At 72.3% G+C, this 12,890-nt stretch carries 13 protein-coding genes and 1 pseudogene; 4 read left to right on the forward strand and 10 right to left on the reverse strand.

Translation table 11 applies throughout. The features are described from left to right. Positions 1-25: 25 nt before the first annotated feature. The 10 genes and pseudogenes from OU787_RS25865 to OU787_RS25910 form a co-directional block, all read right to left on the reverse strand. A complete protein-coding gene (locus OU787_RS25865; protein WP_268660715.1) occupies positions 26-403 on the reverse strand; it encodes a hypothetical protein in 378 nt (125 codons plus the stop codon). 24 nt (positions 404-427) lie between these two features. Beyond that, complete coding sequence (locus OU787_RS25870; protein WP_268660716.1) at positions 428-1,189, reverse strand: hypothetical protein; 762 nt, start codon at positions 1,187-1,189, stop codon at positions 428-430. Further along, entirely contained in the window at positions 1,186-1,596 is a 411-nt protein-coding gene (locus OU787_RS25875; RefSeq protein WP_268660717.1) for a hypothetical protein, read from the reverse strand. Before OU787_RS25875 ends, OU787_RS25870 begins: the two co-directional genes overlap by 4 nt. Positions 1,597-1,701: 105 nt before the next feature. Further along, entirely contained in the window at positions 1,702-3,228 is a 1,527-nt protein-coding gene (locus OU787_RS25880) for an ATP-binding protein (RefSeq protein ID WP_442788652.1), read from the reverse strand. Next, positions 3,225-3,665, reverse strand: coding sequence for a DUF6238 family protein (locus OU787_RS25885; RefSeq protein ID WP_268660719.1), 441 nt, complete (start codon positions 3,663-3,665; stop codon positions 3,225-3,227). Before OU787_RS25885 ends, OU787_RS25880 begins: the two co-directional genes overlap by 4 nt. A gap of 11 nt (positions 3,666-3,676) precedes the next feature. Further along, a complete protein-coding gene (locus OU787_RS25890) occupies positions 3,677-5,131 on the reverse strand; it encodes an SCO6880 family protein (RefSeq protein ID WP_268661924.1) in 1,455 nt (484 codons plus the stop codon). Between the two features lie 565 nt (positions 5,132-5,696). Further along, a pseudogene (locus tag OU787_RS34895) lies at positions 5,697-6,629 on the reverse strand (SCO6881 family protein); the annotation flags it as partial. Between the two features lie 32 nt (positions 6,630-6,661). Next, a complete protein-coding gene (locus tag OU787_RS25900; protein ID WP_268660720.1) occupies positions 6,662-7,375 on the reverse strand; it encodes a hypothetical protein in 714 nt (237 codons plus the stop codon). Beyond that, the gene (locus tag OU787_RS25905) at positions 7,375-7,698 is read right to left on the reverse strand and encodes a DUF6112 family protein (RefSeq protein ID WP_035954155.1); all 324 of its coding nucleotides are present in this window, start codon (positions 7,696-7,698) and stop codon (positions 7,375-7,377) included. The genes OU787_RS25900 and OU787_RS25905 overlap by 1 nt, the downstream gene beginning before the upstream one ends. Positions 7,699-7,799: 101 nt before the next feature. Continuing rightward, positions 7,800-8,939 carry a C40 family peptidase gene (locus OU787_RS25910; protein ID WP_442788554.1) on the reverse strand — a complete coding sequence of 380 codons (1,140 nt, stop codon included), beginning with the start codon at positions 8,937-8,939 and terminating at the stop codon, positions 7,800-7,802. Positions 8,940-9,616: 677 nt separating this feature from the next. Between OU787_RS25910 and OU787_RS25915 the strand changes: the two genes are divergently transcribed. The 4 genes from OU787_RS25915 to OU787_RS25930 all read left to right on the forward strand — a co-directional run bounded on the left by OU787_RS25915 (position 9,617) and on the right by OU787_RS25930 (position 12,822). Then, the gene (locus tag OU787_RS25915; protein WP_268661925.1) at positions 9,617-10,375 is read left to right on the forward strand and encodes a DNA-methyltransferase; all 759 of its coding nucleotides are present in this window, start codon (positions 9,617-9,619) and stop codon (positions 10,373-10,375) included. 67 nt (positions 10,376-10,442) lie between these two features. Beyond that, the gene (locus OU787_RS25920; RefSeq protein WP_268660722.1) at positions 10,443-11,261 is read left to right on the forward strand and encodes a DUF317 domain-containing protein; all 819 of its coding nucleotides are present in this window, start codon (positions 10,443-10,445) and stop codon (positions 11,259-11,261) included. Further along, complete coding sequence (locus OU787_RS25925) at positions 11,258-11,956, forward strand: hypothetical protein (RefSeq protein ID WP_268660723.1); 699 nt, start codon at positions 11,258-11,260, stop codon at positions 11,954-11,956. Before OU787_RS25920 ends, OU787_RS25925 begins: the two co-directional genes overlap by 4 nt. 167 nt (positions 11,957-12,123) lie before the next feature. After that, positions 12,124-12,822, forward strand: coding sequence for a DUF317 domain-containing protein (locus OU787_RS25930; RefSeq protein WP_268661926.1), 699 nt, complete (start codon positions 12,124-12,126; stop codon positions 12,820-12,822). Positions 12,823-12,890 lie beyond the last annotated feature (68 nt).

Consider the following 12,890-nt stretch of genomic DNA (forward strand, 5'->3'; position numbering starts at 1 on the left):
CTCCTGTGGCGGTACGGGGGGAAGTTCAGCGGCGCGCCGTCGGCCGGGCCGGTTCCTGGCGGGCACTGGGCGAGGCCGCTGGTGCGGCGACGACACGGGTGGGACCGGTGCCGGAGCGGGCGGCGTCGGTGCGGCCGGGCGCGGTGTTGCGGACGGCGATTTCTACGCCGAGCTGGCCCAAGGCGGCGATGGCCCGGTCTGCGGCGCGGTTCTGCTGCTCCGCGTCCCGGGTCGCGAGCGAGTAGCGCTCGGGAGCGGCGGGTAGACCGAGTGCGAATCCGGCGTCCTTCAGCGCTTGGTGGACCGCCTGGTCCCGGCTGGCTGTGGTGGCGGTTACGCCGGCCTCCCGCAGACGCCGGAAGGTGACGCGCGAGGGATGGTTCGATTCTGCGGCGTGGTGCACGAGTTGGCTCCGTGGGCTCGGTGTTCAGCGGCTGCGGTGCGCCCCGGACAGCGGGGCCGGGGAGGCGTGCGGCGGCGGGGTGGACGGGGCCGCGCTCATCCGGGCCAGCGGGGCGCGGACCGCGGCGGCGGCCCGCAGGCTGACTGGTACCGGTCGCGAGGTGTCGCGCTGGTAGAAGGCGCGGAAGTCCCTGCGCGGCAGGTCCCCGTAAGAGGGGTTCCACCGGTCGGTCCCGGACAGGTTCCGGTCGCGCGAGTTGTAGCGGATCATCACGAACGGCCGGGCCTGGTCGAGCTGTTCGCTGAGGCGGGCGAGCCACCAGTGCTCGTCGTCGAACCTCTGGATCGCCTCGACGACGATCCGACCGTCCTGGACATCGGCCGCGATCTCGCGGCTGAGCGGGTCGTCCAGCCCGGCGCGCAACTCGAGTTCCGCAGTGCTGCGGGCGGTCACGGCGGCCAGGTCGGCGTCCGGGAACGGCTCGGCCGACTGGAGCCACTCGTAGTGGGCCAGGACTTCCAGCGCGGACTGCTCCGGCCGGTGCCAGTTCGCCACCTGCACCCCGGCCTTCACCAGGGCCCGCGCGGCGCCGGCAGCCTGCCTGATCTGGTCGTGCGCATCGACGCTGGCGCGCTGGCGCCAGGCGTTGTGCTCGATGTCGGCCGCGCGGTACCAGAAGCCCGACTGGTAGAGGACTTCCCCGACGGCCCGGGGGTGCCGCCCCCGGATGACGGCGAACTCCCCCGCGTCGTGGTCCCAGCCGAAGGCCACGTGGGGCATGGTCATCGCCGCCGGGGTGCGCCCTGGACCACCAGGACTGTTCGGGCCGGGGCGCTCGCCGCCGCCCGTTCGCGTTCGGCCGCCCGCTCGGCCTCGTCCTCGCGGGCCTGGATGAGCAGCAGCAGTTCCTCCTCCAGCCGGTCGCGCTGGTCGGCGGCGGTCTCCAGCGCCTCCAGCTGGGCGTCGAGCTGGTCGAGGACCGCGTCGTCCACCCGGCGTCGCGCTGCCGCGATGTTGATCAGCTTGACGCGCAGGAACGAGACGCGAGTCTCGGCCGCTACCAGGGCGCGATGGGCCTCGATCAGCCTCGCGGTCGCTGTGTCGGCACGGGCCTCGTTGGCGGCCAGGGAGGAGAGCGAGTCACCCGCGGCAGCCTCCAGCCGCTCGTCCAGTCGGGTCAGGGTGTTCGGCATGAATCTCCAAGCAGGGATGGTCGGTTGGGTGCAGCCCCGGTCAAAGCGGATGCGGGACGTACTCGGCAGGCGGCCGGGCCGGGAGTGCCGCAGCGGCGAGCGGTGTCACGCCAGTTGCCCGGGGCCGTGCATGCGGGCGTCGGTGTCGAACAGTTCCAACTCGGCCTTGTGGAGCAGGTGTTGGACGATGAACGAGCGACCGGCGACCTTCCACAGGCCGCGGCCACGGCCGAGCTGGGAGATCGCGGAGGTCTCCACTCCGGTCAGGCCGAGCAGACCGGCGGTGGCGGCGAGCTGGTCGGCTTCCTGCCGGTAGATGACCCGGGTCGCACAGTCGGTCATCAGGCCCTCTGCCAGGGCGCGTGCGCGGGAACCCTGGTCGCCGGCCGACAACAGGTCGCTGAGCCGGTGGATGATCAACATGTTCGCGATGCCGAGGCCGCGGGAGAGCTTCCACTGGGCCTGCATCCGCTCCAGGAGCGCGGCGTGCCGCATGATGCGCCAAGCCTCGTCGTAGATCACCCAGCGCCTGCCGCCATTGGGGTCGCTGAGCGCGGCCTCCATCCACGCGGACGCACAGGTCATGGCGAGGGTCAGCGCCGTGTCGTCGCCGGTGGAACCGAGCCGGGACAGGTCGATGGTCAGCATCGGGCTGCGCGGATCGAAGACGGCGGTGGACGGCGCGTCGAACATGCCGGCCAGGTCGCCGGTGATCAGGCGGCGGAAGGCATGGGAGAGGTCCTGGGAGGCTTCGCCGACGCGGCGGGACGGGTCTCCGAGCGCCGCGTCCAGCAGGTCGGGCTGACCGAGGACAGCGGCGACGTCGCCGAGCAGCGGAACCCGGCCCGCGGCGGCGGCCTGCTGGACAGCGGTGTCCAGCGCGACATCGAGGCCGGTGTACTCCATCGGCCGCAGGTCGCGGCGCAGGACGGTGCGGGCGAGACTGCCCAGCAGCAGCAGTCGGCGCTTGCGGACCTCGCTGGCCCACGCCTGCTCGTCTATGCCCGCCGGTGCGGCGGTGGCATCCAGCGGGTTGAGGCGGCCGGGCAGTCCGGGGCCGAGCGCGATGGTCGTGCCGCCTACGGCCTGCGCGACGCCCGTCCACTCGCCCTTGGGGTCCGACGCCACGTAGACGCGGTACCCGAAGGCGGTGGAGCGCAGCGCGATCGACTTGGCCAGCGCGGACTTGCCCTGACCGATGACGCCCGCGACCAGCGTATTCGGGTTTGTGAAATTTTCAACTTTCCCGTACAGGGCGAACGGGTCGAACACGAAGCTCGCCTCGGCGTGGACGTCGCGGCCGATCAGTACACCGGAGCTTCCGAGGCCGCCTTCGGCGAGGAACGGATAGGCGCCCGAGGCGGTCGCGGTGGTCATCCGGTGGGCCGGCAGCTTGAGCTTGCCTCCGCGCAGGGAGGACGGGCCCGGGCGTCCGCCGACCGGGTAGAACGGGCGTAGCTCCTCGGCCTCTTCGCGCCGGGTGCGGGTGCGGCGCGGGCGGGCGTTTTCGCGGGCGGTGCGCCGGGCGGCGGCGAGGTCGCGGCGGGCCTGGCGTCGGGAGGCCCGGTCGGAGCGGCTGGGGGTGAACAGGGGGGAGGCGGAGGAGGTGCGCAGGAAGGTTTCTCCTGTCAGGCGCGGGAGGAGGTCGGGGTGCCGCGCAGCTCGGCGGGGGTGCAGACGCGCCGCATCCGGACGGAGACGAGGGTGTGGCGCTGGCAGATGCCCAGGTCGGGCGCGCCCTCGGGCAGTCGCAGTGCGCACGCTTCACGGGTGGGCGCGCGGTCGTCGCCACGCGGCGCGCGGTGGTAGGCGGCGTGGAGGGCGTCCGCGGTCTGCCACAGGCGGACCCGGGCGGCGTGGAGCTGGTCGGCCTCGGCGGGCTGGTGCGGCCGGGTGGTCGCGGTGTGGGTGTCGACGAGCCGGAACAAGGCCGTGCAGTGGGCGTGGAGGGCATCCAACTCGGTTCGCGAGGCGGGGAGTTGGTCCGGCAGGCTCGTGTGGTGGTGGACGTCGACGGCAGTGCTGGCAAACCGCAGCAGTCGGGCGCTGTCGGCCGGAGGGTGGTGCACGCGGTCTCCCGTCACAGGCGGGCGAGCGGGAGGGCGGCGCGGGAGAAAGCCTCGCTCTGCTCGAACTTCAGGAGGCGCAGGTCCAGGCTGGTGCTGGCGGCGGCGGTCTCGATGGTGGCGCACTGGCGGCGCAGGTCCTCGGGGGTGTCGGCGCTGACGACCACGAAGCCGGTGAAGTCGACATCGGCGTGGCCGGAGATCAGCTCGCGCTCGTGCTCCTTGGCATCGGCGTACTCCATGGAGTCCGCCTCACTGTCCACCTGGCCCTTGCGGACGCGCTCTGCCGCGTCGGCGACGATCGACGCCTTGCGCCGCTGCACGGCCTTGAGCGCGGCGTCGAGGTCCTCGGGGCCGTAATGCAGGGACAGGGTGCGGCGCACGCCGGCAGAGAAGACCAGACTGTGGAGGAAACCGTGGCTCACTTCGCTGCGCGGCCACTGCTCGATCCAGTAGACGGCGTGGCAGGCGGTGTCGCTGGTGATGCGCTCGCTCTCCTCGACCAGGACGACCGGTCCGGCGGCAACCGGGTCGGCTTCGGCGCGGCCGGTGTCGGACCACTGGTCCATCGGGGCAAGGGCCTTGGGGTCGTAGGCGCTGCGGATCACGGCGGCGAACTCTCGGCCGGTGAGCCAGCCGGACGGGGTGAGGCCCGCGTTGCGCAGGGACTGTTCGAAGCCGGGGGTGAGCTGGGAGAGGACGGTGAAGGCTCCCGCCAGTCCGCCGCCGGCCTCGCCGATCAGGCGGCGCGCGGCCTTGAGGTCGAGGGCGATGGCGATGTACGCCTCGTGCGGGGCCGCGGTCGGTCCGGCGGCGGCGAGCAGTTCCTGGTAGACCGCTCCGGCGATCGGTGCGTCCGGGTCGCCGTGCTCGGCCCAGTAGCGCTGCAGCGCGTCGCCCGAGTCGGGCACGGTGCGCTCGACGACCTGGACCGCGCTGATGTAGCCGGTGCGGGCGAGGGCGGCCAGGGCGCGGCCCCACCCGGACACGTTTGCGGACTGTGCGGGAGCGTCGAGGAGGGCGAAGGCGCGGGAGGTGACACGGACAGCGGCGACCAGGGTGCCGCGCTGGGGGTCGTGGACGGCACCCATGGTGCCGCCGGGGGCGGTGACCGCGCGCAGGCTCGCCATGGTCCCGGGCAGGTGGAGCAGGCCGTCGCGACGGGGCCGGGAGCTGGGGCGGGCGAGCCAGATCAGCTGTCCCTTGGCACGGCGCAGGTAGTAGCGGATGACGATGGGGGCCCAATCTGCCACGGAGCGGCTGTGGAAGCGGATGAGGACGAGTGCGGCTGCCAGTGCCCAGACGGGCGTCAGGAGGACGGCGCCGACCAGGCCGCTGGCGACCATGGTCACCAGCAGCAGGGCGCCGGCGAGACCGACCACGGTCAGCTGGGCAGGGCTCAGGCCGAGCAGGACGCCGCGGCGGGAACGGGACGGGAACCGCACGGTGGAGAGGAACTCGGTGGACAGGGGCGACTCCTGGCGTGGGAGCCCGGCCGGGGCGGCAGGATCGTGCCCCGGCCGGGGCGGGATCAGGCGGGCGGCGACGTGGACGGCGGACCCGCCGCCGGGGCCGGAGTGGGTCCTGCGACCGGCGCGGCTGAGGTCGCCGGACCGGCGGGTGAGGGCGAGGAGGCGCGGGGGCGGCCGGGCGGACGCCGCGGACGACCGGTACCGGCGCACCGGGGCTGCCCGGCGCTGCGGCTGCCGCCGCCGACGGAGACGCTCCGCCGGTGCTCTCTCCGCCCGAGGCGGGCGCGGACCCGCCGCCCGCAGGGCTGTCGGGGGAGCGGGTGATCAGCGGCTGCCCGGTGCCGGAGGCGCGGCGGGTGATCAGCGGCTTGGCGACGGCACTCGCGCTGCCACCGCCGGTGCTCGTGCCGGGGTAGGCGAAGCTGGTCTGCGACGGGGAGTCGGAGGGGGTGCTCGACGGGGAGGGGGTGCTGCCGATGGCGCTGCCCTGGCCGGGGACCTTCGCCGGACCCTGGGGCGCGGCCGTTGCGACAGCTCCGGCACCGCCGGTGCCCGCGCTCATGGCCATGGTGCCGGCCTTGCGGGCGGCGCCCGCAGCGGTCTGCATGCCCGCGTTCACGGTGCGGTGCAGGTCTGCGCTGGTGCCGTCGCTCGCCCAGTGGATGAACTTGTAGGTCATCATCGGGCAGAGCAGGACCAGGACCATCACGACGATGCCCGCGAGGATGTCCGACAGGGCCGCGAGGCCGTCCGTGCTGTTGGTGTTACCGATGGCGCTGACGCCGATGAGGAAGACGACGGTCATGATCAGCTTGGAGAAGACCAGGGCCGCGGTCGCCTCGATCCAGGCGCGCCGCCAGCGGGCCGCCGGTTCCCAGCCGCCGCCCGCCCCTGCGAAGACCGCCAGGGTGACCAGCACCAGGATGGCGACCTTCCGCAGCACCATCGTGCCCCAGTACATGACGGCACCGACCACGCAGCCGAGGGCGACCAGGGCGGGAACGGCCCAGCCGAGCTGGGAGGTGCCGGCGATCAAGCCGACCTTGATGAGACGGGTCACGGCGTCCGAGGTGCTGGTGTTCGCGACCTTGAACAGGCCGTTCGACAGGGCGTCCACCACGCTCAGGGCGACGCCGGTGCCGGCGACGGCCACGAACGAGAACAGCACGCCGCTGATCGTGCCGGTCACGGCCTGGGACAGGGCTTGGCCGTCTCGCCTCCAGGCGGCGCGCACGAGTTGCAGGCAGAAGGTCGCGACGATCGCGATGAGGCCGATCGGCAGGATGATCGCGTAGTTCTCGCGGAACCATGAGGCTCCGAGGTCGACCGACGTGGTGGAGTCCACGGCCTGGGAGGCGAGGTTGGCAGCGCTCTGGGCGAGGTCGCCGCAGGAACGCGCGATCCAGTTGCCGATGGAGCCGGTGATCGAGTCGGCGATGCCGCCGGGGGTGACGTCGCAGACGCTGCCGACGAGAGGGATATCGCAGAAGCCGATGCGGCACCCCCTCCTTTCTTATAGGGGGCGGGTCAGGGATAGACGGTCGGGGCGATCGACGCGAGCGCGCAGTCGTGACCGGGGCGGCACTGCACGGCGATGGTGATCGCCCGCTGCTCGTCGCCCCGGCCGCCGCCGGTCCAGGTGATGGACTGGGAGCCGGTGACGGTGACCGCGTACACGTAGGCGACGGTGAGCTTGGTGGGGTCGGCGGCCACGGCCTGGTTGAACGCGGTCGGCAGGTGTGCCTCGTTGACCTTCCCGGTGGCGAACTGGCCGTTGTCGCGCATCCGGTCCCACAGGGTGGGGTCGGGGACCTGGCCGGCGAGGGCGGCCGGGTCGGCGTACTTGCTCTCGCCGGTCAACCAGGTGCGCAGGCCGGCGAGCTGCTGGGACTGGGACGCGGTGCGGGCGTCGTAGGTCCACAGGGCCTGCGCGAACGCCTTCGCGAAGACGACCGGGTCGTTGGTGTGAGGTGGGGGGGCGACGGGGTTGCTGGTCGCCGTTCCGGTCGGCGCGGGCGCAGGGCTGTTCGGAGCGGTGGGCGACGTGCTGCTGGGCGCGGGGCCGGGGGTTGCGGTGCTGGTGGCGGAGGAGGTGGCCTGGCTGCGGTGGCCGCCGCCGGTGAACCGGGCGATGAGCCCGGCCACCAGGGCGACGGCCACCACTGCCACCAGGCCGGCGAGCACGCGGCGGACCATGAGGGACTGGCCGCCGGGCTTGAACGGCTGGGGCGAGGAGGGCATCAGTGGACGCTCGTCCCCACGTTGGAGAAGAAGGCCACGATGCCGTTCGCGGCGCCGAGGAGAAGCGCGCAGCCCGCCGCCACAAGGGCGCCCTGCTTGCCCTTCTGCTCCGAGCCGTGCGAGCCGGTGTGGTGGCCCCACGCCCACACGATGCCGGAGACGCACAGCGCCCCGACGACCGCCACGATGGCGAACAGGTTGATCGAGCCGACGGTGCTCTTGAGCACGTCGAGGCCGGGCAGGCCGCCCTCACTGGGCTTGATGCCGGGGTCGAACGCCAGCTGCTGGGCCTTGGCGGCGGCGTTGGCGAGGTAGGTGGTCAATCACGCTCCACGAGCTAGGGGACGGGTGGACGCGGCCGGGCCGCGGCAAGGCGAAAGGGGAAGAGATGCGCGAAGTGCGCTGAAATAGGCCGCAGTTGACGTCAGGGGACGATGCGGCGGGCGGCGACGATGTCGGACCGCCAGGAGTCCAAGGTCGAGATCTTGACCACGTCCCCTGTGTGCGGGGCCTGCACGATCAGGCCCTGCCCGATGTACATGCCGACGTGTCCAGGGCCCTCGGGCCCGGGTTCGGTGAACAGAAGGTCGCCCGGCTTGAGGGCGTCGACCGAGACGGCGGTGCCCTCGGTGACCTGCGTGTACGTGGTGCGGGTCAGCGTGATGCCGCCGGCCTTGTAGCTCTGCTGCATCAGGCTGGAGCAGTCGCAGCGCCCCATCGGGTCGGGGCCGTGCGGCGCGGTGCACGAGCCACCCCACTGGTACGGGGTGCCCAACTGCCCGAGCGCGTACCGGATCGCGGACTGCACGGCGGGCGGCGCGTCGGTCGGGATCACGTACCCGGCGGGCAGGGTGCCCGGCGGGATCGTCCCCCAGTCGATGCCCGAGCCGTCCGTCCCGCACCCGGTCGGGGCGGGAGGCGGCGAACCGGGCGAGGGCGACGGCACCGGGGTGGTCGAACTGCCGCCCAGGACTTGGGAGATGGTCTGCTGGAGTGCGCCGGCCAGCGGCTCCCACTTGGCGTAGGCGTCCGGGTAACCGGACCTCTGGACGGCCTGCGCTGCCTCAGTGAGCGGTAGCTGCTGCCACCCGTTCACCTTCAGCAGAGCCTGGTAGAAGGCGGTGCTGGCGTAGACGGGATCCTGCAACTGGGCCGGGGTGCCCCAGCCCTGGCTCGGACGCTGCTGGAACAATCCCAACGAGTCCCGGTCGCCGTAGGAGAGGTTCTGCAGGCCGGACTCCTGCAACGCGGTTGCCAGGGCTATCACTTGGCCGCGGGCCGGGACCTGCATGGCGATGCCGGTGGCCACGATGACCTTGGCGTTCGGGATCTGGGTCGTCGGCTCGTCCAGTCCGGACACCGGAGCGGTCGGCCCGGCCTTGCCGGACAGGATCTGCTGGACCTGAGCGGCTACGGCCGCGGCATCCACCTGCTGGGCACCGGTGTTGCAGTTGGCCTTGGTGGCGGTGTCGTTCGCCATCACCGCCACTGCCGGGAATCCGATCGCGAGGGGAACGCCCAGGATGAACGCGGCGCAGCCGCACGCCGCCTTCTGCCAGCTCATCGGACGGCCGGCCGGCCGCCTTCGACGGCGGCCGGGAGGTCGGTCGGGGGCCGGGGCAGGCACGGGTTCAGGGAGCTGATGTGGGTCTCCGTTTCAGGTGGGAGCGGGGGCGCTGTCCCGGCCGCGAAGGCGCGGCCGGGACGGGTCGGGAGCGGCAGCAAGCCGCCCTCGTAATCTGAGAAAAGGCATGGCGGTGCCCTTTCCGTGGCGTGACGGAATTCGGCGGACGTGGTTTTTCGACCGTAGGGGCGGCGTGGCCGTTTTCCTAAAAATCAGGGGATCGGCCTGCCCGAGGGTCGGGGTAGACGGCAGGCTCGGGCCCTCTCCGGCCGTTGGCCATGGGTGCCGTCACCTGGCGCGGAGGGGACCGGTCTTGCCGGGGTGTCACACAGTAGGAGCCGGTCGGCCGGAAACCTAAAACGGGATCTGGCGCGGTCGGTCCGGGTACCCGTGCGACGTGGAGGACGGTAGACGCCGATCGGCCGGAAACCTAAAAAGATCATGGGCCGGTCGAAAGCGAGGTGCTTTTTTAGGTTTCCGGCCGGGTAGCGCCTAACGTGCCGTTTCCGCCCCGCGAAAGCCGCCAAGCCCGTACGGTCCGCGCTTCGCGTTGCCGCCCTCTACCACCTGGGCGGCCGAGGGCGATGACACCCTGTCCCCGTTGCGCAGGAGACCCTCTGAGCTACAAGATCCATCGCGGCGATGCCCTGCTCCGGCTCGCCGACATCCCCTCGCAGTCCGTCGACTGCGTCATCACCGACCCGCCCTACAACTCGGGAGGGCGTACGGCGAAGGAGCGCACGGCCCGCACCGCCCGTGAGAAGTACACCACCGCCGGCAGCGCCCACACGCTGGAGTCGTTCCCCGGCGAGAACAAGGACCAGCGCAGTTACACGTACTGGTTGAGCCAGCTGCTCGCCGAGTCCTACCGCGCCACCCGCGACGGCGGCACCGCGCTGGTCTTCACCGACTGGCGCCAGCTCGCTTCCACAGCCGACGCCCTGCAGGCCGGCGGTTGGATCTGGCGCGGCGCGCTGGCCTGGTACAAGCCGGCAGCCCGACCCCAGCGTGGGAGGTTCACTCAGCACTGCGAGTTCGTGCTGTGGGGGAGCAAGGGGGCGATGGACGCCGACGCCAACCCCGTCTACCTGCCGGGCCTGTACACGGCCAGCCAGCCCAAGGGCGCGGGCCGGGTGCACATCACCCAGAAGCCCGTCTCGGTGATGCGCGAGCTGGTCAAGATCGCCAAGCCGGGCGGCACGGTGCTGGACTTCTGCATGGGCAGCGGTTCCACCGGAGTGGCAGCCCTGCTGGAGGGCCGGAGCTTCGTCGGCATCGAGGTCACCGACCACTACGCCGGCGTGGCCGAGAAGCGCTTGGCGGAAGCCGCCCGGCAGGTCCGCGAGGGCACGGCCGGCACGGAGCCCTCCCCCTGACTGAAACCGTCATCGGCCGGGCCGCCGAGCTCGGCGGCCCGGCCAACTCCCCCCGGACGGAGCGTGAATGAACCCCGACACCCCCGTCCGCGTCACCCCCGGGCACCTGGCCGGACCGGGCAACGCGGAGGCCGCCTTCGAGGACTTCTTCGAGAGCTGCCAGACCTGGAGCCGATGGCGCCCGTACGACGAGACCACCCTCGCCCTGCACGAGCGCCTCACCGCCGTCATCGAACTCGACCACGAGACCACCGAGAATCCCCGCTGGACCATCGCCTCCTACCAGTCGCCGGTGGACGAACTCGCCTGGCAGGCGACCTTCTGCACCCGGACACCCGTTGAGATCGTGATGGCCGTCGCCCAGCGGTTGACCGCCGCGCTCGACTCCCCGTCGCGGCTGGCCGGCGAAGACCTGCTGTGGGGCGGCCACCCCTACGAGGACGCCGTCCGCCACGCCGTGGAAGGCGCGGACGTGCCGTGGGAGCAGGCCGTCGACTCACGCCAGTGGAGGCGGGCGGACGGGACCGCGGCGATCACGCCGGCGTCGCACGACCCGTGGGCACCTGGCCCGGCGGAAACCGTCACCACGCTGTCCGGCGGTCCCAGCGGCAGCGACCGCGAGCAGCACTGGTGGAGCGCCACGTTCACCCAGCACACGCCCACCGCCCTGATCATCGCGGCCCTGGACGAGGTGGTCGAACCGCTGCCCGCCGACCGCGAGTTCGGACAGGTCCCGGAAGCCAACCGCGCTCACGTGCACATTGAGGCACGCCGCAGCCGGGCCGCCAGTGCGACCTCCGGCGGCGGGGTTCCCGTCATCGGCGCCGCTGTCTCAGGAACCGCGCTCGCCTACACGCCGACCGACCCGGCGAGGAGGAGCCGATGAACCGGACCCAAGGCCCCAACGTGGTCGCCATCACCCGCAGTGAGACCGACGAGGTGTTCATCGCCGGCGGCGACGGACACCTCGACTTCCTGGTGGGCATCCTCGGATTCGCCCGCGTGCCCGCCGAGGGGGTCAGGCAGTACCAGCTCGCCGACGGGCACGACGAACTCGAGAAGGTCTGCCTGGCCACCGAGGCCGCACGGCTGCTCACCCACTCCGGGTACCAGGTCGCGCTCGACGAGTCCCTCGGCGTGCAGGCCGATGTCCGCTACGTCGCCCGAACCGGCGGCCGGATGCCGACCGACGCCAAGACCGACCTGGAACGCGAGATCTACAGCGTCGAGTTCCACCTGGGAAGGGCCCCGGACCTGGCGGAGGCCGCCAGGATCCTCGACGTGCTCGTCGGCGAGGACGGCGTCATCGACCGCACCGCGACCGCGCTGCGTGCCCAAGGCCCCTGGGCCGAAGGCGCCACCGACGGCCTGCGCGACAAGCTTGCCTTCGCCGCCGAAACCATGTCCGACCTGCGCCGCATGCTGGCCGAAGCAGTCAGCCAGTCCACGCCGAAACCCGACGCCCGAGCCGACGCCGCCCGGACCAAGCCTTCACGGGCCCTGAACGCGCCCCCCTCACCCACCGGGCCGCCAGCAGCCGGGCCGCACCGCGACGGCCCCGATCGCGGTCCGTCCCGCTGACCTTTCGACACCCACCCGAGGAGCGCCCCACGCAGACCGACCAGCCGATCCCGGTAGCCCCCCGCTACCTCGCCGGACCGGGCCTCAACACGGACCAGGCCCTCGAAGTCCTCTACAAGAAGCGGGGCTGGCCCATCCACCAGGACCTCGACGCGGGCAACACGTTCATCCACAGCCCTTGTGGGCGAGTGGACGTCGCGTTCATGGGCGACTACATGTCCCCGTGGCAGGTCCGGGTGAGCCGAGAGCCGATGGAGGAACCCTCCTGGTTCGCCGCCTTCGACGGGAACACCCCGCCGGAGATCGTCGCGGCCTTCTTCGAGACCCTGGCCGACACCCTCGAAAACCTCCCAGACCAGCTCACCCAGAGCCGCAGCATCCACATCGCGGAGGCCGCTCGCCTCCTGGAACAGGCCGGATGGGACAAGGAGGTCACTGGCACGCACACCCGCATCACGCCGAAGGGCGAGCACGCGGGGCTTGCCGGACTGTCCATCCAGCGGTACCCCGAGGCGTGGCAGGACGAGGAGTTCGGCCCCTACGCCGAGCCGATCACCATGTGGGGCGGTCCGAAGGGCGGCGCCGACCGCTGGGAGGCGAAGTTCACCCGCGACGCTCCGATGCACCTGGTCGCCGCGGCCACCCGCTCGCTGATCACCACGGCACCTGTCGAGCGCTACCAGGAAGACCTCGACCCCGCAGTCCTCCCGTACCTCACCGGCCCGAACACCGCGGCCTCCGCCCGGGCAGCTGCCGCTCGCACCGCCAGCCCAGCCGCATCAGCCGCCGGCCCTGGCAGCGCCAACGTCGTCTCGGCCCCGGCCGCCGTGCAGCGCGACGCCGCAGCTGCCACGAAGAAGCGCTGAACCTGCCCGCGATCTGGCTCAACCCCGACCAGGAGCCTGCCCCTCACGCGCGTCAAAGCCCCCAGCCC

This window comes from Kitasatospora sp. YST-16, assembly GCF_026802215.1.
In the GTDB taxonomy this organism is placed as follows: Bacteria; Actinomycetota; Actinomycetes; order Streptomycetales; family Streptomycetaceae; genus Kitasatospora; species Kitasatospora cineracea.